This is a genomic window from Candidatus Accumulibacter contiguus (assembly GCF_036625285.1).
Classification (GTDB): domain Bacteria; phylum Pseudomonadota; class Gammaproteobacteria; order Burkholderiales; family Rhodocyclaceae; genus Accumulibacter; species Accumulibacter contiguus.
On record NZ_JAZKUC010000001.1, the window covers coordinates 3704827 to 3727828 of the forward strand.

The 23002-nt window shown below is 61.3% G+C and carries 20 protein-coding genes; 11 read left to right on the forward strand and 9 right to left on the reverse strand.

From position 1 onward, the window contains the following. Positions 1-212 precede the first annotated feature (212 nt). The 5 genes from V5B59_RS17500 (at position 213) to V5B59_RS17520 (ending at position 5773) form a co-directional block, all read left to right on the forward strand. Positions 213-1445: a Card1-like endonuclease domain-containing protein gene (locus tag V5B59_RS17500; protein ID WP_169068951.1), complete on the forward strand. Its 1233-nt coding sequence runs from the start codon at positions 213-215 to the stop codon at positions 1443-1445. 65 nt (positions 1446-1510) lie between these two features. Then, a complete protein-coding gene (locus V5B59_RS17505; RefSeq protein WP_034916575.1) occupies positions 1511-1930 on the forward strand; it encodes an Hsp20/alpha crystallin family protein in 420 nt (139 codons plus the stop codon). Continuing rightward, positions 1920-4292: an endopeptidase La gene (gene lon / locus V5B59_RS17510; RefSeq protein WP_169068952.1), complete on the forward strand. Its 2373-nt coding sequence runs from the start codon at positions 1920-1922 to the stop codon at positions 4290-4292. The genes V5B59_RS17505 and lon overlap by 11 nt, the downstream gene beginning before the upstream one ends. A 199-nt stretch (positions 4293-4491) precedes the next feature. After that, positions 4492-4995: a BCAM0308 family protein gene (locus tag V5B59_RS17515; protein ID WP_034917343.1), complete on the forward strand. Its 504-nt coding sequence runs from the start codon at positions 4492-4494 to the stop codon at positions 4993-4995. 103 nt (positions 4996-5098) lie between these two features. Then, positions 5099-5773, forward strand: coding sequence for a protein-L-isoaspartate(D-aspartate) O-methyltransferase (locus V5B59_RS17520; protein ID WP_169068953.1), 675 nt, complete (start codon positions 5099-5101; stop codon positions 5771-5773). A 58-nt stretch (positions 5774-5831) separates the two neighbouring features. On the opposite strand, the gene trpE is transcribed toward V5B59_RS17520, so the two are convergent. The 3 genes from trpE to rpe are packed head-to-tail and all read right to left on the reverse strand — an operon-like array spanning position 5832 to position 8673. Then, positions 5832-7304 (reverse strand): anthranilate synthase component I, encoded by a 1473-nt coding sequence (trpE, locus tag V5B59_RS17525; RefSeq protein WP_034917348.1) that lies wholly within the window; start codon positions 7302-7304, stop codon positions 5832-5834. Then, on the reverse strand, positions 7301-7987 hold the full coding sequence (locus V5B59_RS17530) for a phosphoglycolate phosphatase (protein WP_169068954.1): 687 nt from the start codon (positions 7985-7987) through the stop codon (positions 7301-7303). Before V5B59_RS17530 ends, trpE begins: the two co-directional genes overlap by 4 nt. Continuing rightward, positions 7984-8673 (reverse strand): ribulose-phosphate 3-epimerase, encoded by a 690-nt coding sequence (gene rpe, locus V5B59_RS17535; protein WP_034917353.1) that lies wholly within the window; start codon positions 8671-8673, stop codon positions 7984-7986. The genes V5B59_RS17530 and rpe overlap by 4 nt, the downstream gene beginning before the upstream one ends. A gap of 145 nt (positions 8674-8818) precedes the next feature. On the opposite strand from rpe, the gene apaG reads away from it, so the two are divergent. Then, positions 8819-9202 carry a Co2+/Mg2+ efflux protein ApaG gene (gene apaG / locus V5B59_RS17540; RefSeq protein WP_034917357.1) on the forward strand — a complete coding sequence of 128 codons (384 nt, stop codon included), beginning with the start codon at positions 8819-8821 and terminating at the stop codon, positions 9200-9202. 93 nt (positions 9203-9295) lie between these two features. On the opposite strand, the gene argJ is transcribed toward apaG, so the two are convergent. Both argJ and secA read right to left on the reverse strand, forming a co-directional pair. Further along, on the reverse strand, positions 9296-10534 hold the full coding sequence (gene argJ, locus V5B59_RS17545) for a bifunctional glutamate N-acetyltransferase/amino-acid acetyltransferase ArgJ (RefSeq protein ID WP_169068955.1): 1239 nt from the start codon (positions 10532-10534) through the stop codon (positions 9296-9298). A gap of 109 nt (positions 10535-10643) precedes the next feature. Then, positions 10644-13361 carry a preprotein translocase subunit SecA gene (secA, locus tag V5B59_RS17550; RefSeq protein WP_169068956.1) on the reverse strand — a complete coding sequence of 906 codons (2718 nt, stop codon included), beginning with the start codon at positions 13359-13361 and terminating at the stop codon, positions 10644-10646. A gap of 451 nt (positions 13362-13812) precedes the next feature. Here secA and V5B59_RS17555 point away from each other — a divergent pair, with 451 nt between their 5' ends. Continuing rightward, positions 13813-13947 (forward strand): hypothetical protein, encoded by a 135-nt coding sequence (locus V5B59_RS17555; RefSeq protein ID WP_256435931.1) that lies wholly within the window; start codon positions 13813-13815, stop codon positions 13945-13947. Positions 13948-14068: 121 nt separating this feature from the next. Here V5B59_RS17555 and ubiB read toward each other — a convergent pair whose 3' ends face one another. Together ubiB and V5B59_RS17565 are read right to left on the reverse strand one after the other, a co-directional pair. Then, the gene (gene ubiB, locus V5B59_RS17560; protein WP_169068957.1) at positions 14069-15607 is read right to left on the reverse strand and encodes a ubiquinone biosynthesis regulatory protein kinase UbiB; all 1539 of its coding nucleotides are present in this window, start codon (positions 15605-15607) and stop codon (positions 14069-14071) included. 85 nt (positions 15608-15692) lie between these two features. Next, entirely contained in the window at positions 15693-16523 is an 831-nt protein-coding gene (locus V5B59_RS17565) for a ChbG/HpnK family deacetylase (protein ID WP_034914638.1), read from the reverse strand. A gap of 19 nt (positions 16524-16542) precedes the next feature. On the opposite strand from V5B59_RS17565, the gene V5B59_RS17570 reads away from it, so the two are divergent. Beyond that, entirely contained in the window at positions 16543-16935 is a 393-nt protein-coding gene (locus V5B59_RS17570; protein WP_034914641.1) for a GtrA family protein, read from the forward strand. Here V5B59_RS17570 and V5B59_RS17575 read toward each other — a convergent pair. Next, positions 16898-18469 carry an ArnT family glycosyltransferase gene (locus tag V5B59_RS17575; RefSeq protein WP_169068958.1) on the reverse strand — a complete coding sequence of 524 codons (1572 nt, stop codon included), beginning with the start codon at positions 18467-18469 and terminating at the stop codon, positions 16898-16900. The genes V5B59_RS17570 and V5B59_RS17575 overlap by 38 nt on opposite strands. Positions 18470-18479: 10 nt before the next feature. Further along, on the reverse strand, positions 18480-19466 hold the full coding sequence (locus tag V5B59_RS17580) for a glycosyltransferase family 2 protein (RefSeq protein WP_332352129.1): 987 nt from the start codon (positions 19464-19466) through the stop codon (positions 18480-18482). Between the two features lie 236 nt (positions 19467-19702). Here V5B59_RS17580 and argS point away from each other — a divergent pair, with 236 nt between their 5' ends. From argS to V5B59_RS17595, 3 genes are read left to right on the forward strand one after another with little or no spacing between them, the layout of a single operon-like run. After that, positions 19703-21469, forward strand: coding sequence for an arginine--tRNA ligase (gene argS / locus V5B59_RS17585; protein ID WP_169068960.1), 1767 nt, complete (start codon positions 19703-19705; stop codon positions 21467-21469). 32 nt (positions 21470-21501) lie between these two features. Further along, positions 21502-22299, forward strand: a complete 798-nt coding sequence (locus V5B59_RS17590; RefSeq protein ID WP_248594604.1) for an SPOR domain-containing protein — start codon at positions 21502-21504, stop codon at positions 22297-22299. A gap of 14 nt (positions 22300-22313) precedes the next feature. Then, positions 22314-22961, forward strand: coding sequence for a thiol:disulfide interchange protein DsbA/DsbL (locus V5B59_RS17595; protein WP_034914653.1), 648 nt, complete (start codon positions 22314-22316; stop codon positions 22959-22961). The last annotated feature ends 41 nt before the right edge of the window (positions 22962-23002 follow it).

A 23002-nucleotide genomic window follows, 5' to 3' on the forward strand; every position in this document is an offset into this window, starting at 1 on the left:
TTGGCAGCTTTGGATGCCAGACAGGAAGCTGACGATGGCAAGTATCGCAGGGTCTTGCCAGTGCAGGCAATCCCCATTTTCTCAATGGACGTTCGCTGTCGGCCTGGCATTCTGATCAACGCAGGCATGGAAGCGCTCCCACGCCATCTCCATCTCCATCTCCGGCGAACAGGCGCACAATGGCGATTGCTTACCGTCCACGGAAACATCACATGCAATTCCAGCCACGCATCCTCGTCTGTCTGGCCTCCGAGCAGATCATGCAGAACACCCTGCCCGCCCTGCGCCTGCGACCGGCGCAGGTGATCATCGCCGCCAGCGACTCCGAACCGGCGCTTCAGGGCGCGCTGCAGGTCAGCCGCGTCCTGCACGATGCCGGTTGGCCAGCGGATGCGGTACGCATCGTCGAGCACACGCCGGACCACGATCTCGGGAGCATCAGCCGCTACGCTCAGGATCTCGCCAGCGAGTTGCAGAACCAGCATCCGGGTCTGCCGATCGACCTCAATGCCAGCGGCGGTACCAAGGTGATGTCCTTCGGTTTTGTCGGTGCGCTCGCCGGACTGGGCGATGCCTGGTATTGCGATACCCGCCATGGTCTGCTCGAGCATCTGGGCGGCGGTGCGCCTTTGCTGCTGCCGGCCGACATGCTCAAGCTCGGCGAGGTGCTGCAGGTGCAGGGATATCGCGTCGTTGCCGACCCTACCTGGAACCCGACATTCGTGTGCGCCGCTGCCGCGCGCGCTGGTCTGACCGAGCGCCTGGTCCGTGAGGCACCGCAACTCAACGGCTTTTTCGGCTACGTCAACCGGCTGACCCGCGAAGCCTTGCCGCAGAGCCGTACGGACGGCAGCATTCTGCGCACTTTCCGTGACGAAATCCTCGCTCAGCGCCCGTTGTTCTCGAACAACCACGAACTGGCGCGAGCCTTTGAAGAGGCCGGCATCTGGGAGTGGGACGGCGATTGCCGCTTCCTCTTTGCCAGCGAGGCCAGCGCCAGGTATGCCGGAGGCGGCTGGCTCGAGGAATGGGCCTGGCTGACGCTGGCCGGGCTGCAGGCCGATGGCCTGATCCCCGACGGCCATTGGGGCACCAATCTGCGCGTCGATGCCGGACACGGCCTGCAGGAGGCAGCCAGCAACGAGCTCGATGCGGCACTGGTGTGGCGCAACCAGTTGCTGGTGCTCGAATGCAAGACCGGAGTGCAGATCAGCACCGAAGGCGGCAGTCAGTCGATCCTCAACCGCCTGGACAGCCTGCGTCGCCATGTCGGTGGCGCGATGGGCGAAACCTGGCTGCTCACCGCGCGGCGCTTGCAACAGGGCACCGGATCGGCGGCGCGGGAACGCGCGCGTGCCTACCGCATCCGCCTGATCGAGCCTGCACAGCTGGTCGATCTGCGGGCGGAAATCTGCGCCTGGATGGACATCGATATCGCTGCATAGCGCTATACTTCACAGGCTTTGCGTCAGCAAGTACCAGTTTTGCAGTCTTGTCAGGGATGTAGCCAATGAGAGCCGATGATCGAAGGTTATGGATGTGGGCGGAGGCACTCGATCTGCTGCAGGGCGGAGAGCGATTGCAGCGCCGCTTTCTTGCCCTGGAGAGCCTGCAGTCGGTGCCCTGCTGGGAACCATCGGTCGATCTGTACGAGAACGGCGACGAACTGAGACTGCTGGTGGCTCTGCCTGGCGTCCATTTCCGGCAGGTCGAAGTCGTCCTCGATGAAGCTGGCCTGGTCGTACGTGGTACGCGCCCGATACCACAGGCTTTGCGTCGGGCAACGATCCACCGCCTGGAGATTCCCTATGGGCGCTTCGAGCGCTGGATAGCGCTGCCGCCAGGAAACTACCAGCTGCACGAGCAGTTCCTGGAGGACGGCTGCCTGGTGTTGGTGCTGCGCCACCTGCGAGACGAAAATGCGATCTGACCGGACAGACGCGAGTCGCAACGCACTCGCGACCGGCGCTGGCGTCCTGGTGATCCCGGACGACGCGATGGTCATCGTTCCGGTACGCAACGTGCTGCTTTTTCCCGGCATGATCCTGCCGCTCACCATCAGCCGCGAACAGTCGATGCTGGCAGCGCAGCAGGCGGTCAAGACCGAGCGCCCGGTCGGTGTTCTCCTGCAGCGGGATGCCGAGGTCGAAGTGCCGGGACCGGATGATCTTTGCCTGGTCGGTACGGTGGCCAACATCCTGCGTTATGTGACCCTGCCGGATAACACGCATGTCATCGTCTGCCAGGGGCTGCAGCGATTCCGCGTCGTCGAGTACCTGCCAGGCTATCCTTTCCCGGTGGCGCGTGTCGGGCGGATGGATGAACCCGACGCGACAGACAGCCAGATCGAAGCGCGCATGATCCAGCTCAGGGAACGCGCGCTCGAAGTCCTGCAGTTTCTGCCGCAGGTCTCACAGGAACTGGTCGGTGCGGTCAAGAGCATTACCCAGGCGGGGGCTCTGGCCGACCTGGTGGCGAGCGTCGCGGAACTGAAAATTGCCGATCGGCAGAGGGTCCTGGAAAGCATTGATCTGCAGCGGCGGCTCGACATCGTTCTCGATTGCCTGCTCGCGCGCCTGGAAGTGCTGCGACTTTCACGCGAACTCGACGAGCGTACCAAGGCGAACATCGATCAGCGTCAGCGCGAATACCTGCTGCGCGAGCAGTTGAAGTCGATCCAGAAGGAACTCGGTGAAGGGGAAACCGGCAACAGCGTCGAGATCGAGGCGCTGCGCAAAGCCATCGCCGAAGCCCAGATGCCCGAGGAGGTGGCAAGTCAGGCAAACAAGGAGCTGCAGCGCCTGGCGCGCATGTCGGACGCTTCGGCGGAGTACTCGATGGTGCGTGCCTATCTCGACTGGCTGATCGAGTTGCCATGGCGGGCACCCGAGCCGGATCGGATCGAGATTGCCGAAGCCCGTCAAATCCTCGACGCCGATCATTTCGGCCTCGACCAGGTCAAGAAGCGTATCGTCGAGTTTCTCGCGGTGCGCAAGCTCAACCCGAGCGGGCACGGACCCATTCTGTGCTTTGTCGGCCCGCCCGGAGTTGGCAAGACCTCGCTTGGCCAGTCGATCGCCAGAGCGCTGGGACGAAAGTTCGTGCGCGCATCGCTCGGCGGCGTCCACGATGAAGCCGAAATCCGCGGCCACCGGCGCACCTACATCGGCGCCCTGCCCGGCAACATCATTCAGGCGATCCGCAAGGCCGGATCGCGAGGCTGTGTGATGATGCTCGACGAGATTGACAAGCTCGGTGCCGGTATTCAGGGTGACCCTTCGGCCGCCCTGCTCGAAGTGCTCGATCCGGAGCAGAACAATACCTTCCGCGACAACTATCTGGCCTTGCCGTTCGACTTGTCCCGGATGCTGTTCATCACCACCGCGAATGTGCTGGACAACATTCCGGGGCCACTGCGTGACCGCATGGAGATCATCCAGTTGCCCGGCTACACACAGGAGGAAAAGCGGGAGATCGCCCGGCGTTATCTCGTCGGACGTCAGATTACCCAGAATGGCCTCCAGGAAGGTCAGATCGAGTTTTCGGAACAGGCACTCGTGGCGATCATCCGCGATTACACGCGCGAAGCCGGCGTGCGCTCGCTCGAGCGGGAAATTGGCGCGGTGTGCCGACGCGCCGCGGTGAACATTGCCGAGGGCAAGATGCCGTCGATGCGGGTCGATGAGGGCGATCTCGCCAGCATACTCGGTCCAGGCAAGTACGATAACGAAGTCGCCTTGCGCACCGGTCTTGCCGGAGTGGCCACCGGGCTGGCGTGGACGCCGGTCGGTGGCGACATTCTGTTCATTGAAGCCAGCCGTACGGCGGGTGACGGCAAGTTGATCCTCACCGGGCAACTCGGGGAGGTGATGAAGGAATCCGCACAGGCAGCGCTGACCCTGGTGAAAACGCGTGCAGCAGACCTCGGCATCGATGCCGGCAGCTTCGAGAAAAGCAACGTACATGTGCATGTGCCGGCGGGGGCGATCCCCAAGGATGGTCCGAGTGCGGGCGTGGCGATGTTCATCGCGCTGGCCTCGCTGTTTGTCGACCGCCCGGTCCGCAACGATACCGCGATGACTGGCGAGATCAGCCTGCGGGGACTCGTTCTGCCAGTGGGCGGAATCAAGGACAAGGTGCTCGCCGCCATGCGCGCCGGGATTCAGCGGGTGCTGTTGCCGGCAAGGAACCGCAGGGATCTCGATGAAGTGCCGCAGGAGGCGAAGGAGCGACTCGAATTCATCTTCCTGGAAAATGTGGACGATGCGGTCCGGCATGCCATGCGGCAATGAGTCGGCGGGACGCGCTGCGTCCTGGCAAGGTGGATCTCGTTTTTTTCCTGGAAAATGCCATCGGACGACCTATCATGAATGTGTCAGCAGGCTGTTTCCTAAGGGTTGCGGTGCTGGCAATACCCAGGGTGGGCAGAGTGTGAAGAATGGGTGGTTTTCGCCTGTCGCCGGGGTGACATTTTCATTGAGGAGTTTTGTCATGAGTAGCAGATCCATTCCCCCCGGTTATCAGCCGGTTCGCCATGATCGCCTGTTGCAGGAAGCGCAGCATGACAGCTACAAGAGCCGGGGAAAACTTCCGGAGCCTACCATCTGCGCGCATTGCGGCGCCGTTTTCCATGCTGGCCGTTGGCAATGGGGTATCTCGGCAGCAACCGATGCGCATCGGGCAAGCTGTCCGGCCTGCCAGCGCGTGCACGATCATTGTCCGGCCGGGTTTGTCTTCCTTGCCGGCGCCTTCCTGCAGGCGCATCACGAGGAGATCTTGCACCTGGTGCGCAACGAAGCCGAGCGTCAACGTGCGGAGCATCCCTTGAAGCGGGTGATGGCCATCGACGAAGCCGAGGGAGAGGTTCGGGTCAGCACCACCGACATCCATCTCGCGCGCGCCCTGGGTGAAGCCGTGCATCACGCGTACCAGGGCGAACTCGAATTTCATTACAACCCGCAGGAAATGCTGCTGCGCGTTCATTGGTCGCGATGATCGGCATGGCCAGCAGGTCTTGCCCTACGACGAGAGTGCCATGGCCAGGTCGGTCTCCGTGGCAGGAAGTCTGTGCGCCGGGCCAGCGTTCAGTGAGGCGTCAATGAGCAAGGCGGATCATCGGGAGGTCGATCTGTTGCTCGATGAAATCCGCGACGAAATGCTCGCGACCGGCCATCTGACCGGTTGCGCGGCACTGGAGCAACGGGTATTCGAGGTCTTGAGCGCGGTACCGCGGCACGCTTTTGTTCCGGAAGAACTGGTGGACTGCGCTTATGCCAACCACCCGCTGCCGATCGGGCATGGGCAGACCATTTCGCAGCCCTATATCGTCGCCTTGATGACCGAACTGATCCGCCCCAAGGCGGAAGACGTGATCCTTGAAGTAGGTACCGGTTCCGGATACCAGGCGGCCATTCTGGCCGGCCTGGTCAAGCAGGTCTATTCGCTGGAAATCATCGCGGAGCTCGCCGAACAGGCGCGCCAGCGCCTGCAGCGGCTGGGCTATCACAATGTCGAGGTGCGCACGGGCAACGGCCACTTCGGCTGGCCGGAGCACGCTCCGTACGACGCGATCGTCGTCACCGCGGCCGCTGCACGGGTTCCTCCGGCACTCGTCGAGCAGCTCAAGCCTGGCGGAATGCTGGTGATGCCGGTGGGCAGTCGGTATTTCGGACAGGATCTATGGACGATCCGCAAGGACGCGCAAGGCCGGATTGCCGAAAGGCGGGTCCTGCCGGTCGCATTCGTGCCTCTGACCGGAGCACCGGCGGAGTGAGCGAGCTGCCGGGCCTGCCCAGCGAAGTCGCGGTCGCACCTGCCTGGCCGACCGCCCCTTACATGCGGGTGTCGAGGCCGTGCTCGGCGAGTTCGGCAGCGCGCAGTACGGCGCGGGCCTTGTTCTGCGTTTCCTGCCATTCGGATGCCGGGTCGGAATCGGCGACGATGCCGGCGCCCGCCTGCACGTGCAGTTGGCCGTCCTTGACGATGGCGGTGCGGATCGCGATCGCGAGATCCATGTCGCCGTTGAAACCGAGGTAACCGACCGCGCCGGCATAGATGCCGCGTTTGACCGGTTCCAGTTCGTCGATGATCTCCATGGCCCGCACCTTGGCCGCGCCGGAGACGGTTCCTGCCGGGAAAGTCGCCTTGAGCACGTCGAGCGCGTTCAGGCCTGGCCGCAGTTTGGCTTCGACGTTCGAAACGATGTGCATCACGTGCGAATAGCGCTCGACGATCATGTTTTCGGTGAGCTTGATCGTACCGACGCAAGCGACGCGGCCGATGTCGTTGCGACCGAGATCGAGGAGCTGCACATGCTCCGCACGTTCCTTCTCGTCGGCCAGTAATTCGGCAGCGAGTTCCTGATCTTCCTCGAAGGAAACGCCACGTCGGCGTGTGCCCGCGATCGGCCGGACGGTGACCGTGTCGCCTTCGAGACGAACGAGAATTTCGGGCGAAGCGCCGACGACGTGGAAATCCTCGAAGTCGAAGTAGAACATGTACGGCGACGGATTGAGCGAGCGCAGCGACCGGTACAGCGCCATCGGGCTGGCAGCCAGGGGTTTGCTCATGCGCTGTGACAGAACCACCTGCATGATGTCGCCCTCGGTGATATAACGCTTGGCTTTCAGTACCGCCTGCCTGAACTGCGTCTCACCAAACATCGAGGCCGCCGGCTGCGAAGGTTGCGGCGCTTCGGGTGGAATGCGCACCGGTTCGCGCAGGCGGGCGAGCAGTTTCCTGAGCCTGGCCTGCGCTTTCTGGTAGGCGCCGGGAACACCGGGCTCGGCATAGACGACCAGCGTCAGCTTGCCGGAAAGGTTGTCGACCACCGCAATTTCTTCCGAAAGCAGCAGCACGATGTCGGGAATTCCAAGGTCGTCCGCTTTCTGGGAGCGCGTCAGCCGGGTTTCGATATAGCGGACGGTGTCATAGCCGAAGCAACCGACCAGGCCACCGCAGAAGCGTGGCAGACCGGTAGTCGGAGCGGCACGAAAGCGCTTCATGTACTTGCCGATGAAGTCGAGCGGGTTGGTGTCGTCTTCGCGTTCGGCGATGCGGTTGCCGTTCAGCACCAGCACCTGATGCGCATTGACGACGATCCGCGTCGGGCTGGCAAGACCGATGATCGAGTAACGGCCAAAGCGCTCGCCGCCCTGCACCGATTCGAGCAGGTAGCTGTACGGGCCATTGGCGAGCTTCAGGTAGATCGACAGCGGCGTATCGAGATCGGCGAAGGTCTCGAGCGTCACCGGGATGCGATTGTAGCCTTCGCCAGCGAGGCGATTGAAATAAGCTTCGGTCATGCGCGAACCAGGAGTTGGGCAGCTTCTGCAAGGGACGAGACTATAGCATCACACGCCAGATCACGAACATCACGTCCTTCATTGTAGCCGTAAGGAACCAGGAAAACGGGGCAGCTGGCCGCCCTCCCGGCGTGAAAGTCATGTACCGAATCGCCGATCATCAGCACGTCGACCGGCGAAAAACCCAGGCGACCGCAGGCCCAGAGCAAGGGCATCGGATCGGGCTTCGGACGCGGCAGGACGTCGCCACTGACGATCACCTCGAAAAAGGGAAGCAGGCCGGTACGCTGCAGCAGTGGCAGGGTGAATGCTTCGGCCTTGTTGGTAATGACGCCGAGTGGCAAATCCAGCGCCTTGAACGCCTCCAGGCCTTCGCGAACGCCAGGAAAAAAGGCGGCATTCCGACCGTTCTCGATACTGTAGTGGTGCCTGAAGCTGGCCAGTGCCGCCGCTGGTGGCGGCGTGGCATCGTCAGCGGCGGCCATCGAACCTGCCAGGACGCGCTTGACCAGGTTGGGAATGCCGCGCCCGACATAGCTGCGAATCGACTCGACCGAAATTTCGCTGCGCCCCAGGTCGCGCAGCATGGCGTTGGCAGCGGCATGGAGATCGAGAACGGTATCCAGCAAGGTGCCGTCGAGATCGATGAGCACGGCGCGTACGGCGAGCGGTGAAGAGATCATGGCTTTTCCAGTTGCGCGCGCAGCGCTGCGAGTATGCTGTTGTAGCGGTGGCGATCGCTGTCGCTGCCGGCACCGAAAACCGCCGAGCCGGCGACGAAAGTGTCGGCGCCGGCTCGGGCAATTGCGGCGATGTTGTCGACCTTGACTCCACCGTCGACCTCAAGCCGGATTCGCCGCCCGCTGTCCTGCTCATAGGCGTCGATTCTGGCGCGTGCGGCCGCGAGCTTGGCCAGCGTGGAAGGAATGAACTGCTGCCCACCAAAACCCGGATTGACACTCATCAGCAGGATGATGTCCAGCTTGTCCATGACGTGATCGAGGTAGTCGAGCGGTGTCGCCGGATTGAACACCAGCCCCGACTGACAACCGTTTTCCCGGATCAGGGCGAGCGTCCGGTCGACATGTTCGGACGCCTCCGGATGAAAAGTGATGATGTTGGCTCCCGCCCGGGCGAAGTCGGGAACGATGCGATCGACCGGTTTGACCATCAGGTGTACGTCGATCGGTGCCTGCGTCAGTGGGCGGATGGCCTCGCAGACCAGCGGACCAATGGTCAGATTGGGGACATAATGGTTGTCCATCACGTCGAAGTGAATCCAGTCGGCGCCAGCGGCGATGACATTCACGACCTCTTCGCCAAGCCGGGCGAAATCGGCAGAAAGGATGCTTGGAGCAATCACGTACATGGCAGGTACCCCAGAGAAGTTGGGCTGGATTCTAGCGCGAAAAGGCTTGTCCGCTTAGAAGAAAGGTTCGCTTTCTCAACAAGCTTGTCATTACCGCCAGTTTGGTGTGCAATGCCGGTTCTGATCGTTCCGACATTGAGCACACATGGCCGAAAGCAAGAAATACGAGGTCGCCGTCAGCGCGATCCCGCAATATATCGCCGAGCAATCGGATCCGACGAACGACCACTACGTTTTTGCGTACACGATCACCATCGAAAACGTCGGGACCGTGCCGGCGCAGTTGATTTCGCGGCACTGGATCATCACCGACGCGAGCGGTGAGGTCCAGGAGGTGCGTGGTCTTGGCGTTGTCGGACGGCAGCCGTTGCTGCAACCGGGCGAGAAGTTTGCCTACACCAGCGGCTGCCAGCTCGACACGCCAGTCGGCACGATGCGCGGCAGTTACCAGTTGACGGCCGTCGACGGCAGGCAGTTCGAGGCGGAAATCCCCGAGTTCACCCTGGCCGTTCCGCACGTTCTGCACTGATTGCCGACGCTTGAGTCTCAAGCACAGCTACATCCTGCACCTGATCCTCGCCGTCCTGCCGAATCCGCTCGCCTGCCTCATTAAGGTGAAAGGTTAGCTGCGGTAGTCCGCATTGATCTTCACGTAATCGTAGGTGAGATCACAAGTATATACGGCGGCGCTGGCAGTGCCGCGGCCCAGGGCGACGCGGATGCCAATCTCGGATTGTTGCATGATGGCGGCGCCGTCCTCTTCGCGATAGGAAGCCGCTCGCCCGCCCTTTTCGGCAACCAGAATCTCCGTTTGGCCGCTGCTCAACCAGACGCTGACTGGCTCCACGTCGAGATCATCCAGCTCGGCATAGCCGATGGCGGCCAGGATGCGGCCGAGGTTGGGATCGGAAGCGAAGAAAGCGGTCTTGACCAGCGGCGAGTGCGCGATTGCATAGCCGACGCGCTTGCATTCTGCGCGGTCGCGGCCCCCTTCGACGGCGATGCTGATGAACTTGCTGGCGCCTTCGCCGTCGCGAATGATCGCCTGCGCCAGTTCGACGGCAACGGCGATCACTGCCTCGCGCAGCTCCGTGTAGCCGGGTGCCGCCGCGTCGGCAAACTCGATCCCGGCCTGGTCCGTCGCGATCAGGAGGAAGGAATCATTGGTCGAGGTGTCGCCATCGACGGTGATGCAGTTGAATGAGGCGTCGGCGGCCGCACGCAAGAGCTGTTGCAGCAGCGGTGTGGCGATGCCGGCATCGGTGGCGATGAAACCGAGCATGGTTGCCATGTTTGGCCGGATCATTCCGGCACCCTTGCTGATGCCGGTGATGGTCACGGTCCGGCCGGCGACATCGATGCGGCGCGAGGCGGCTTTGGCAACCGTGTCGGTGGTCATGATGGCGTGCGCGGCGGCGTGCCAGTGGTTCTCATGGAGATCGGCGACGCAGCGCGGCAGGCCGGCCACCAGACGATCGACCGGCAAGGGTTCGAGGATGACGCCGGTCGAGAAGGGCAGCACCTGCCGGTCGTCGATGCCCAGCAAGTGAGCGGTGGCGGCACAGGTGTGCACCGCCGCCTGCCAGCCCTGCTCACCGGTACCGGCATTGGCGACGCCGGTATTGATCACCAGCGCGCGGATGTCGCTGCCGAGTTCGAGATGACGACGGCAGACCTGTACCGGTGCGGCGCAGAAACGGTTGCTGGTAAACACGCCGGCAGCTCGAGAACCCTCTGCCAGCGACAGCAAGGCCAGGTCACGCCGGTCAGGTTTGCGGATGCCTGCCTCGGCGACACCGAGGCGAACGCCAGCGACTGGAAACAGTTGCGCAGGGGAGGGAGTGCGGTAATTGACGGGCATTACAACCTCACGGGCGGAGACGACCAGGATCCGGGAGCGAAGCAGAGCGGCAGTCGCCAGGACAGAGCGTAGATCCGCACGCTCCGACGCGGCAGTTCACTCCAGGCAACTACGACAACTTGCCATGACAGTATTTGTACTTCTTTCCCGAGCCGCAGGGGCAAGGTTCATTGCGGCCGACCTTGGCGCCCACGTGCATCGGTTTCTGCGCGCGCGTCGCAGCCGTGTCGTCGCCCCCCTGCCCCAAGGCTTCGTCATAGTCCGCATGGTGGTAGCGGACGTTCTGCACATCGGCATGCGGAATGGTTTCCTCGACATCCTGAGCGCGCACCTGCACGGTGACCAGTAGACGCGTCACGTCGACGCGCACGCTGTCGAGAAGGCGCTGGAACAGCTCGAAGGCTTCGCGCTTGTATTCCTGCTTCGGATTCTTCTGCGCATAGCCGCGCAGGTGGATTCCCTGCCGCAGGTGGTCGAGCGCCGCCAGATGTTCGCGCCAGTGCGTATCCAGGCTCTGCAACATGACGTTGCGCTCGAAAGGGTGGAAGGCCTCGGCGCCCACGAGTTCGATCTTGGCCGCGTAGGAGGCGGCAGCCGTCTCGATGACCCGCCGCAGCATGTCTTCGCTGCGCAGATTCGGCTCGTTCCTTGACCACTCGACAATCGGCACCTGCAACTGAAGTTCGGCAGCCAGTGCCCTTTCGAGACCGTGCAGGTCCCATTGTTCCTCGACGCTTTCGGCCGGAACGTACAGCCGGAAAGTGTCGTGCAACACACCTTCGCGCATCGCCGTCACGGTTTCCGAGATATCGTCGGTCTCCAGCAGCTCGTTACGCTGCGCGTAGATGACTTGGCGCTGATCATTGGCCACATCATCGTATTCGAGAAGCTGCTTGCGAATGTCAAAGTTGCGCGCTTCGACCTTGCGCTGCGCCGATTCGAGCGAGCGCGAGACGAGCGGATGCTCGATCGCCTCGCCCTCGGGCATTTTCAGTCGCTCCATGATCGCCTTGAGACGATCACCGGCAAAGATACGCAGCAGCGAGTCATCGAGGGCGAGATAGAAGCGCGAGGAACCGGGATCGCCCTGGCGACCCGAACGGCCGCGCAACTGATTGTCGATACGCCGCGACTCATGACGTTCCGAGCCGATGATGTGCAGGCCGCCGGCGGCGACGACCTGATCGTGCAGCTTTTGCCACTGCGAACGGATCTCGGCGATACGTGCATCGCGCTCATCCGTGCTCAGCGCCTCGTCGTCGCGGAGCTGCGCGATCAGCTTCTCGATACTGCCACCGAGAACGATGTCGGTTCCGCGACCGGCCATGTTGGTGGCAATGGTGATCACCCCCGGCCGTCCGGCCTCGCGGACGATTTCGGCTTCGCGCGCATGCTGCTTGGCGTTGAGCACCTGATGCGGCAGCTTTTCGTGGTCCAGCAGGGCCGAGAGCAACTCGGAATTCTCGATCGAGGTGGTGCCGACCAGCACCGGCTGGCCGCGCTCGCGGCAACCACGAATATCGGTGACGATCGCCGCGTGTTTTTCCTTGGCGGTGCGGAAGACCTGATCGTTGTGGTCGGTCCGGCGCATTGGCTGGTTGGTCGGGATGACCACCGTTTCCAGACCATAGATTTGCTGAAACTCGTAGGCTTCGGTATCCGCGGTGCCGGTCATCCCGGACAGCTTGCTGTACATGCGGAAGTAGTTCTGGAAGGTGATCGATGCCAGGGTCTGATTCTCGTTCTGAATCCGGACACCCTCCTTGGCCTCGACTGCCTGGTGCAGACCATCGGACCAGCGACGACCGGACATCAGGCGACCGGTAAACTCGTCTACGATGATCACCTCACCGTTCTGCACCACGTACTGCTGGTCCCGAAGGAACAGGTTGTGGGCGCGCAGAGCGGCGTACAGATGGTGAATCATCAGGATGTTGGAGGCATCGTAGAGACTGCCGCCGTCGGGAAGCAGGCCAGCTTGTGCCAGAAGCTCTTCGGCATGCTCGTGACCTTCCTCGGTCATCAGGATCTGATGACCTTTCTCGTCCACCCAGTAATCCCCCGGACCCTCCTCCAGCTCGCAGCGCTTGAGCAGCGGAGCGACCTTGTTCATGCGCACATACAGCTCGGTATGGTCTTCGGCCTGGCCCGAAATGATCAGGGGTGTGCGCGCTTCGTCGATGAGGATCGAATCGACCTCGTCGACGATCGCAAAGCTGAGCTTGCGTTGCACCCGCTCGGCGCCGGAGTAGACCATGTTGTCGCGCAGGTAATCGAAGCCGAACTCGTTGTTGGTCCCGTAGGTGATGTCGGCAGCGTAGGCCGCCTGCTTGTCCCCATGCGCCATTTGCGACAGGTTCACGCCGACGCTGAGGCCGAGAAAACGATGCAGGCGCCCCATCCACTCGGCGTCGCGGTTGGCCAGGTAATCGTTGACCGTCACCACATGGACACCGTTGCCGGAGAGTGCATTGAGGTAGGACGCAAGCGTCGCCACCAGCGTTTTTCCTTCACCGGTACGCATTTCCGCGATCTTGCCGTCGTGCAGGACCATGCCACCGATCAGCTGGACGTCGAAGTGGCGCATACCCAGCGTACGCTTGCCGGCCTCGCGAACCACGGCGAAAGCCTCCGGCAGCAAGGCGTCGAGCGTCTCGCCATTGGCGACGCGAGCCCTGAAGTCAGCGGTCTTGCCGCGCAGTGCGTCGTCAGAAAGCGTGCTGGTCCCTGCTTCCAGCGCATTGATCTTGCGGACAACCTGCATGTACTGCTTGATCAGCCGATCATTGCGGCTGCCGAAAATCTTCTTGAGTAGGCCGGAAATCATTCTGGGAACGATAAAGAAATGCGAAGTTGATATGAGGACCCGAGCCAAAAAGCGGGGCCGGTTCTTTTCCACGGCGAACAACTGGAGCACGGTTCGGGTTGGGCCGCCGGACCGGTAGGGTGACGGGATCTACACCAGCATGCGGTGCGCGGCATGGATACTACCTTCAAGACTCGATGGACGCAATTCTGGCGTCGTCTGCGGGGTGTGAATTCGTGAATTCGAGATCTGCATCAGGGCGGCCAGAACCTCTCTGGAGCATGCAGGCCACGGAGCGGAACGGGCGCGCAGGGATGAAAAAAACTCATGCGTCGAGTGAGATTTTATCGTTTGCCGCCTGGCCACCAACCGATTATCTTATGAATGCGATCTTGAATACCGGGAATCACACGATCTACAACAAAACGTAATCCGGCCTCAGCCATTGCGAGGCCAATCAAGGAGAAAGAAAATGGGCGAGAGCATCCCCGTCCTGGGCGCAGGTTTTACCATTCTATTCATGGTCTTGTGTTTATCATCACCAAGTATTGGTTTGCTTGTTGACTGGCTGGCACGTCATCGCCAGCATGGCCCGGCAGTTCAATAAGCGACTGCGGATACAGCTTATCCGGTTATTCATTTATCCGAGCGTGCAGGCCTCGAATAATCGTGCTTGAAAGCATCGAAAACACCTTTCGATGGACTTGCCGCTTCTCAGAGATTATTCATCAATTCATCAATAGCTGACCGAGGAGTATCGCCGTCAGCAGCACGGCGATGACCCCCAGCAAGCGCCTCTGCTGGCGCTGTGTGCGTGCCAGATCGGCCAGCAAGGGCGCCAGATCCGGCGCTTTCGTCTGTGCCAGTGCCTGGTGTACCAGGCGTGGCAACTGCGGCAGGATGCGTGCCCAGTAGGGGGCTTCCTGCTGCACGCTGCGATGGAATGCACGGCTGCCGAGTTGCTCGCTCATCCAGCGTTCCAGGAAAGGTTTGGCGGTCTTCCACAGGTCGAGATTGGGGTCGAGTTGTCGGCCCAGGCCCTCGATGTTGAGCAGGGTCTTCTGCAGCATCACCAGTTGCGGTTGGATTTCGACATTGAAACGGCGCGAGGTCTGAAACAGACGCAGCAGGACGCGGCCGAACGAGATTTCGTGTAGTGGCCGGTCGAAAATCGGTTCACAGACGGCGCGGATGGCGGCCTCGAATTCGTCGGCACGCGTCTCGGGCGGCGCCCAGCCAGCCTCGATATGGGCCATCGCCACGCGTTTGTAGTCGCGCTGGAAAAAGGCGAGGAAGTTCTGCGCCAGGTAATTCTTGTCGTTGTCGGTCAGCGTCCCGACGATGCCGAAATCGAGTGCGATATAGCTGCCGTGATGGGCCGGATCGGTGGCGATGAATATATTGCCGGGGTGCATGTCGGCATGAAAAAAGCCATCGCGAAACACCTGCGTGAAGAAGATTTCGACGCCGGCACGTGACAACGCCGGCAAATCGATGCCAGCAGCGATCAGGGCCTCGATCTGACTGATCGGGATGCCGCGCATGCGCTCCATGACCATCACCGTCGTCGTGCATTGGTCCCAGTACACTTCGGGTACCTGCAGCAGCCGCGAGCCGCTGAAGTTGCGCCGCAGTTGCGAGCAGTTGGCGGCTTCGCGCATCAGATCGAGTTCGTCGTAGAGGTATTTGGCGAACTCGCCGACCACTTCGCGCGGCTTCAGCCGCTTCCCGTCCGACCACACCTTTTCGAGCAGGCCGGCCAGGGTTTCGAGCAGCGCCAGATCATTGGCAATCACGCCGTGCATGTCCGGACGCAGGATCTTGACGGCAACTTCCTGGCCGCCGTCTTCTGGCCGCAGACGGGCAAAATGGACCTGCGCGATCGAGGCGCTGGCGATCGGCGTCGAATCGAACTCGGCAAACACGGCACTGGCCGGCCGGCCATAGGCTTTCTCGATCTGCGTCAGTGCCAGTTCGGGCGAGAACGGTGGTACGCGATCCTGCAGCCTGGCCAGTTCATCGGCGATGTCGGTACGCAGCAGATCGCGACGGGTGGACAGAACCTGTCCAAACTTGACGAAGATCGGCCCCAGCGACTCGAGTGCCTGGCGCAGGCGAACCGCCGGCGGGGTGTCGAAACGTCGCCAGAAATGCAGGGCACGCGACAGCGCCGCCAGGCGACCGCTTGGTTCGTGCTCGAGAATCATCTCGTCGAGGCCGTAGCGGCTCGCAATACTCAGGATTTTGGCGAGGCGGAAAAGTCGCACGGCTGACGGGCAGGTCTTGAGGTCGGCAAAGGAGTGAGTTTACACAGAAACGAGCGTCATCGCTCCGCCCTGATACGCATATCAGTCAAGCTGCTCTCGACAGGCGCGAAATGGTCAATCGATGCTGCTCGATCCAGGCCGGAAAACGGCTGTCGGCAAGCACCGAGTGTTCCCGCATCCTTTGCTGCCCGATCGGGTCTGCAGCCTCGATAGCGCTTGCGGGATGGCACATCAACAGGTCGCCGTCTGCAGCACCGACGAACCAGGACATCAGCAGTTGCCGGTATTCTTCGGGGCTTGCCGAGAAACCGTAGACCCCCAGCAGATGACGGTTCATCGGCAGACCCTGCGCATCCGCCAATCGGCGCATCGTCCGCGCACCCAGGCAGGCAATGATCCGGGCCTTCAAGCGTTTGCCGCGATCGACTGTCAAGTGGCGCGCCGTTTGCGTCGAGCGCAGCCAGAGAGCATGCGTCGGATAGCGCCGAGCAATGCGCTCCAGCAACTGCTCGCGAATCAGCGGCAATTGATGGACATGCTGGTGGCCGTCGATGAAATCCGGAGGACATCCGAAGTGGGTCTCGAAAGCATCCAGCTGGCAATCAATGGTCGCGGTGACCAGGAACCGCGGCAATTGTCGCAGATAACAGGCGCTGATCAGGCGCGGCAGCGAGAAGCAGATTTGGCCCCTGGCAAAGGCCTCGGTAAAATTGAGGTGCAGCCCGATGTCCACCGGCAGCAGCGCCAGCGAAGAAACATGTTCGCTCAGCGTCGGCCCCTGCACCAGACAACTGACCGCACTGAGGCGGCCCAGTCGGGCCAGTTCAAGAATGCCTTCGTCGATTCCGGCCGACATTCCGAAGTCGTCGGCGCAAATGGCGATCCGCCTGCGGGCCACATCAAGGGAAGTTTTCACCTTACTAGAGGCACCTGGCATGGTAGTGATGTTCACGCAACTCGCCTGGTTTGTGCTCGTCGGCTGTGCAGCGGCGGCAACGCATTGGCTGATCGCGGTGGGCTGCGTCACCATTTGGCAGCAGCCTCCGCTGCTGGCCAACCTGATCGGATGGCTGGTCGCTTTTCTGGTTTCCTTTGGTGGACATTATCGCCTGACCTTTCGTCATCAGCAGAATTCCCTGGCGGTCGCCTGCGGTCGCTTCTTTCTCGTCTCGGCAAGCGGGTTCATGATCAACGAACTGAGCTACGCCTGCTTGTTGCACGTCACCAATATCGCCTATGACCTGCTGCTCGCAGTGATTCTGGTGGCGATCGCGGTGCTGACCTTCATCCTCAGTCGTTGCTGGGCTTTTCGCCACAGAGTTTCCTGAGGGCTGCCGGCTGCAGCCGCCACAGCGCGTGCCTTTGGTCGGCGGCAAATACCGGCTGCTGCTGCAGCCACCCCAGCCACTCAGGCGCCGACGGCTTGCCCCAGATCCACAATACGCCGGCAGCAGAACTGCAGAGTCTTGCCGCGAACTCTGCGGGCGTGAGCAGGACCGCCTGCCGGCTGGCATGGTCAAACTCTCCGGCATCGGCGAGTTCCTTTCGCCAATTGTCGCGCCTGGCGATTTCCGGATCCTGCCAATCGCTGACTACCCAGGCAGGCTTGCGGGCTTGCAGATAGAACGGCAGGTCGTATGGATACTGATCGATCAGCACCACTTGGTCCGGTGGCTGCAGCAGGGAACTGGCCGTGCTCGCCAGAGATTTGGCGGAAACTTTATCGGCAAGCGCAACGCCGACCACCAGCGCGACACAGGCGATCGCGGCCAGGCTCAGGCTCCCAACATACCAGCGCAGGGCACGCGTCCGGTCACGATCCAGCCAGTGCGAGAAGGATTCGGCAATCAGGTAGGCAACCGGCGGCATCGCCGGCAGAATGTAGCCCAGCAGCTTGGAACTCGGCAGAGAGAAAAAGATGACGATGAACAGGAACCAGATCACCATCAGGCTTCGCAAGCCACCCCGCCCGGCATCTCCGTGGTCGACCTGGACGAATACGCGTGCAAACCATGGCGACCACGGCAAAGTGGCCAGGAAAATGACCGGAATATAAAACCAGAAGGCCATCTGGTTATTGAAGCCGGTTTCCGAAAAGCGCCGGAAGTGATGATAAACCACCAAATAATCGAAAAATCCGGGGTAGGAATGCTGCATCCAGAAAAACCACGGGAGCGCAATCAGCAGCAGGAGCAGAGTTCCCGGCAGCCAGAAGATCGCTGGCAAAACCCGCCACGCTCGACGCCAGAGCAGCCAGAGCAGCAAAACGCCGCCCGGCAAGACGATACCGATCAGCCCCTTGGCAAGAATGCCGAGTGCGGCAAAGGCATAGCTCATGGCCAGGACAGCACGATAGGGAAGTTTCTTTTCGAGACGAAGGACGGCATCGGCCCCGGCAAGAATCGTCAGGGTAATCAGACCGGCGACCAGCATGTCGAGGTTCGCGAATTGACTCCCTGCGTAGAAGATCGGCTGAGTGACCAGGATGACGATCGACAGGGTAGCGAGCTGGCTGTCCCGGTAACGACGGATGAACCGGTAGAGACCTACGGCGGCAAAGAGGCCGGCGACCAGTGATGCCGCTCGCGCCGGCAACTCGTGCGCTCCGAATAGGCTCAGGCTCAAAGTCGTCAGCCAATAAAACAGTGGCGGCTTGTGGAAGAATGGCATGCCGTCGAGGCGGGGAACCAGCCAGTCAGCGGCGGTCAGCATTTCCCAGGCAACGCCGACATAGCGCCCTTCGTCGGGAAGCATCAAGGGCCGGATTCCCGCCGTAGCCGCCAGCCACACGGCCGTGGTCAACATCACCAGCCACGTTGATCGGGTATCAACAAATGCCGACAGCCGCTTGCTTGTGCTCATCGATGCCTGCTCAGGATTTGTTTTCGGGCAGTTTTTGCCCAATGTTCCGCTTGACCACGTAGAGCGGGCGCTGTTTGACCTCGTCGAAAATCCGCGCGATATAGGCGCCCATGGTACCGAGTGCCATCAGGTTGATTCCGGAGAAGAAAAACATTCCGGTGACGATGGTGGTCCAACCCGAGACGTCGTGCCCATTGATCAGATAATCGATCACCAAGTAACTGCCATAGCAGAAAGAAAGCATCGCAATCAGGCTGCCGACCAGGTTGAAAGTGCGCAGAGGCCAGGTCGAGAAAGCGGTGATGCCATCGACCGCGAAACGAATCAGTTGCAGCAGATTGAAATGGCTTTGCCCATGCAGCCGTTCGGCAGGAACATAGAGCATCGGCTCGGCCTTGAAGCCAACCCAGGCATAGAGCCCCTTCATGAAGCGGGTGCGTTCAGGCAGGCGAATCAGCGCGTCTACGACCTGCTTGTCCATCAGCCGGAAATCACCGGCATCGGGGGGAATACGAACCCTCTGCCCCTGCCCCAGGATGCCGTAGAAGATCGAAGCGCCGACGCGTTTGAGCCAGGATTCGTCGTCGCGATTCCTTTTTACCGCATAGACGGTGTCGACACCTGCTTGCCAGCGTACGAGCATCTCCGGGATCAGGGCGAGCGGGTGTTGCAGATCGGCATCGATGCAGATCACCACATCTCCACTGCTCACTTCGAGCCCGGCGCTGAGCGCTGCTTCCTTGCCGAAGTTACGCGACAATTGCAGGTAGTAGACACCCGGGTTGCTGGTCACATAGGTCGTCATGAGTTGCGGCGTACGATCGGTACTGCCATCATCGACGACGATGATTTCCCAGGCGGAACTGATTTGATCCAGCAATTCGGCCATTTCCGGGAGCAGCAGGAGCAGGCTGTCATGTTCGTTCAGTGCCGGGACAACACAACTGATGCGAGGCCGTTCGGGTCGGGGAGAACCGTACCGAAGCGGGGGGGGCACACTTGAAATCATGATCCCTTTCCAGAGACAAAACGTATTGCTGGTGGCAGGCGCCAATGCCCGCGACCAACCTCCATGCGGATCTCGCAATTTAACACCAGTCATGCCAGTTCCTGCATTCCAGAGGCAGAAAAGACAGACCGCGCAGTCGGCTACCCTCGCCAATCATTCGCCCGGTCGCGCGTTGTGCGTCGTATAATCAGCGGCTTGACCAAATTCTCTGCCAGAAGCATCCGATGAGTCACGATCTCAAGAGCCACCTCGCCGAACTGATGCGGGCCGCACTGCTCAGTGTTGCACCGAGCGAGTCCGACGCTGCCATCCATATCGAGCGACCGAAGCAGGCCACACATGGGGATTTTTCCTGCAATCTTGCGATGCAACTGGCGCGATCGATCAAACGCAATCCCCGGCAACTGGCGCAACTGCTGATCTCGGAGTTGCCGTATTCGCCCCTGGTCGATCGGAGCGAAGTCGCTGGCGCTGGTTTCATCAACTTTCACCTGTCGCCTGCGGCCAAGCTCGAAGTGCTGCACAGCATTCTCGAACAGGGCGCAGCGTTTGGTCGCTCGACGACTGGCGGCAAGCGCCGCGTACTGGTCGAGTTCGTATCGGCCAACCCGACCGGACCGCTGCACGTCGGGCACGGCCGTGGTGCCGCTTATGGCGACAGCCTGTGCAAGCTGCTCGGTTATGCCGGCTGGGACGTGACCAGCGAATACTACGTCAACGACGCTGGCCGTCAGATGGATATCCTCGCCCTGTCGACCTGGCTGCGCTACCTGGAACTGAACAAGCCGGACAGCGTGCCATTCCCCCCGAGCGGCTACCAGGGTGAATACGTTCGCGACATGGCCAGGCAGTTGCTGGCGGCACATCCTGACCGTTACCTGCGACCGCTCGCCAGCATCAGCGAAGGCCTGCCCGACCTGCCCGATCCCGAACGCACCGACGCCGCCGCCGGGCAACAGCGTGAAACCCTGCTCGATGCGCTGATTGCCAGGGCCAAGAAGTTGCTTGGCGAGGAGTGGAAAACCCTGCACGACTTCGTTCTCACCGAGCAACTCGCAGATTGCCGCAGGGATCTCGAGGAATCCGGTGTGCATTTCGACGTGTGGTTTTCCGAACAGTCGCTGTTTGATATCGGACTGGTCGCGCGTTGCGTCGAGCGGCTCGACAAAAAAGGTCATCTCTACGTTCAGGATGGCGCCCGCTGGTTCCGGTCGACCGCTTTTGGCGACGAGAAGGATCGCGTTGTGCAGCGCGACAACGGTCTTTACACCTACTTCGCGTCGGACATCGCCTACCACCTCAACAAATACGAACGCGGCTTCCAGCGCATCATCAACGTCTGGGGAGCCGACCATCACGGTTATATTCCACGAGTCAGGGGCGCAATCAGCGCTCTGGGGCTTGATCCTGATGTGCTCGAAGTGGCGCTGGTGCAGTTTGCCGTACTCTATCGCTCTGGCTGGAAGGCACAGATGTCGACGCGTTCTGGAGATTTCGTCACCCTGCGCACGCTGCGCGAAGATGTCGGTAACGATGCCTGCCGCTTCTTCTATGTCCTGCGCAAATCCGACCAGCACCTCGATTTCGACCTCGATCTGGCCAAGAGCCAGTCGAACGACAACCCGGTCTATTACATTCAGTACGCGCACGCTCGCGTCTGCTCGGTGCTGGCCCTGTGGGGAGGCGAGCAGGAAGCACTGACCACCGCCGACCTGGCCCGCCTGGAAAGCCCGCATGAACTCGCCCTGGCCGTCAGGCTGGGTGAATTCCCGGAGGTCGTCGAAACGGCCGCGAGCGAACTGGCACCGCATCTGATCGCTTTCTACCTCAAGGATCTGGCCGCCGAGTTCCACAGCTATTACAATGCCGAGCGAATTCTGGTCGACAATCCGGTGTTACGAGATGCACGTGTGGCACTGGCGGCTGCCGTCAGGCAGGTGATCCATAATGGGATGACAATTCTGGGCGTCAGTTGCCCGGAGTCGATGTGATCGGAGGACCGAAGACTTCCATGAGTCTTGACATGAAACCCCGCAAAGCACCTCCTGCCAGGAAATCGGGAGGAGGCACCCTGTTCGGCCTGTTCATTGGCCTGGTCATCGGCGTCATCGGCGTGGCCGGCGTGGTCTGGTATATCAACAAGGCACCGCTGCCTTTCACCACCACCGGCCAGCAACCCAAGCTACCGCCGCCCGTTGCCGGCAAGCCGCCAGCAGCCACTCCCGAAGTGCCGCCGGTCGCATCGGCGCCGGTGGCACTGCCTGGCAAGCCAGGTGACCCGGTCACCGAAAAACCGCGCTTTGACTTCTACAAGATCCTGCCTGGCAATGCTGAGGCCATTCCCGATCCCAAGCCCGAGGAAATCAAGCCAGCGGAGGCTAGGCCTGTGCCTGCCAAACCGACCGAAACGAAGGCAATCGAAACGAAGCCGATCGAAACGAAGCCCAGCGAGGGGAAACCGGCCGAGGGGAAACCGGCCGAAACCAAGCCGACAGAGAGCAAAGCCGCTGCCAGCAAGACCGCCGAGAGCAAACCGGCGGACGCCAAACCGGCAGACAGTACCAGGAGCAAGGCCGACGGCACACTCAAGGAACCACTCTATCTGCAGGCCGGCTCGTTCCAGAGCGCGAATGAGGCTGACAACCAGAAGGCACGCCTGGCCTTACTTGGAACCGAGGCGCAAATTCAGCAGGTGATGTTGCAGGACAAGGTGTGGTACCGCGTTCGTATCGGGCCCTATCAAAAGATCGACGATGTCAATCATTTGCGTGCCGACCTCGCCAGGCAGGGCATCGATGCCAATGTGGTCAGGAAAGACTGAGAGAGGAGAAACTTATGCATCGAGCTCGCAGCGGATGGCTGCTTGCCATCACCCTGGCCATGCTGGCAGTCATTCTGCCAGTTCGGGCCGAACTTGCGGTAGGTCGCGACTACCTACCAATCGTCCCGGCACAGATGACCGATACGCCGGCGAAGATCGAAGTGATCGAGTTCTTCTCGTACGGCTGTCCGCACTGCAGCGAATTCCATCCGATTGTCGGCAAGTGGGCAGCCGCATTGCCGAGCGACGTCACCTTCAAACGCGTGCCAGTCACCTTCGGACGTCCTCAGTGGGCCAGTCTGGCCCGACTTTTCTATGCGCTGGAGGCCACCGGCGATCTGGCCAGACTGGATAACGCGGTCTTCGATGCCCTGCACAAGGCGGGCAGCAAGCTTTATGACGACAAGAGCATCACCGAGTGGGTGACCGGGCAAGGCATCGACGCCAGGAAATTCACCGAAGCCTACAACTCCTTCAGCGTCGTCAGCAAGGCCAAGCGCGCCGACCAGATGGTGCAGGCGTACAAGATCCAGGGCGTCCCGGCCATGGCCGTCGACGGCAAGTACCTGGTCACCGGCAAGGAGATCAAGGGATTGGCTGATCTGCCGGCGCTGACCGACCAGGTGATCGGCATGGCGCGCAGTGATCGCAAGAAAAAGTAGCGATTCTAGCGGTCACTCTGGCGCATTCTCCACAAGCCTTG

Bases quoted from the DNA above. Each gene is read 5' to 3' on its own strand.
- V5B59_RS17500 (WP_169068951.1), top strand. From the start codon at position 213: ATGCAATTCCAGCCACGCATCCTCGTCTGTCTGGCCTCCGAGCAGATC.
- V5B59_RS17505 (WP_034916575.1), top strand. From the start codon at position 1,511: ATGAGAGCCGATGATCGAAGGTTATGGATGTGGGCGGAGGCACTCGAT.
- lon (WP_169068952.1), top strand. From the start codon at position 1,920: ATGCGATCTGACCGGACAGACGCGAGTCGCAACGCACTCGCGACCGGC.
- V5B59_RS17515 (WP_034917343.1), top strand. From the start codon at position 4,492: ATGAGTAGCAGATCCATTCCCCCCGGTTATCAGCCGGTTCGCCATGAT.
- V5B59_RS17520 (WP_169068953.1), top strand. From the start codon at position 5,099: ATGAGCAAGGCGGATCATCGGGAGGTCGATCTGTTGCTCGATGAAATC.
- trpE (WP_034917348.1), bottom strand. From the start codon at position 7,304: ATGACCGAAGCTTATTTCAATCGCCTCGCTGGCGAAGGCTACAATCGC.
- V5B59_RS17530 (WP_169068954.1), bottom strand. From the start codon at position 7,987: ATGATCTCTTCACCGCTCGCCGTACGCGCCGTGCTCATCGATCTCGAC.
- rpe (WP_034917353.1), bottom strand. From the start codon at position 8,673: ATGTACGTGATTGCTCCAAGCATCCTTTCTGCCGATTTCGCCCGGCTT.
- apaG (WP_034917357.1), top strand. From the start codon at position 8,819: ATGGCCGAAAGCAAGAAATACGAGGTCGCCGTCAGCGCGATCCCGCAA.
- argJ (WP_169068955.1), bottom strand. From the start codon at position 10,534: ATGCCCGTCAATTACCGCACTCCCTCCCCTGCGCAACTGTTTCCAGTC.
- secA (WP_169068956.1), bottom strand. From the start codon at position 13,361: ATGATTTCCGGCCTACTCAAGAAGATTTTCGGCAGCCGCAATGATCGG.
- V5B59_RS17555 (WP_256435931.1), top strand. From the start codon at position 13,813: ATGGGCGAGAGCATCCCCGTCCTGGGCGCAGGTTTTACCATTCTATTC.
- V5B59_RS17570 (WP_034914641.1), top strand. From the start codon at position 16,543: ATGGTAGTGATGTTCACGCAACTCGCCTGGTTTGTGCTCGTCGGCTGT.
- V5B59_RS17575 (WP_169068958.1), bottom strand. From the start codon at position 18,469: ATGAGCACAAGCAAGCGGCTGTCGGCATTTGTTGATACCCGATCAACG.
- argS (WP_169068960.1), top strand. From the start codon at position 19,703: ATGAGTCACGATCTCAAGAGCCACCTCGCCGAACTGATGCGGGCCGCA.
- V5B59_RS17590 (WP_248594604.1), top strand. From the start codon at position 21,502: ATGAAACCCCGCAAAGCACCTCCTGCCAGGAAATCGGGAGGAGGCACC.
- V5B59_RS17595 (WP_034914653.1), top strand. From the start codon at position 22,314: ATGCATCGAGCTCGCAGCGGATGGCTGCTTGCCATCACCCTGGCCATG.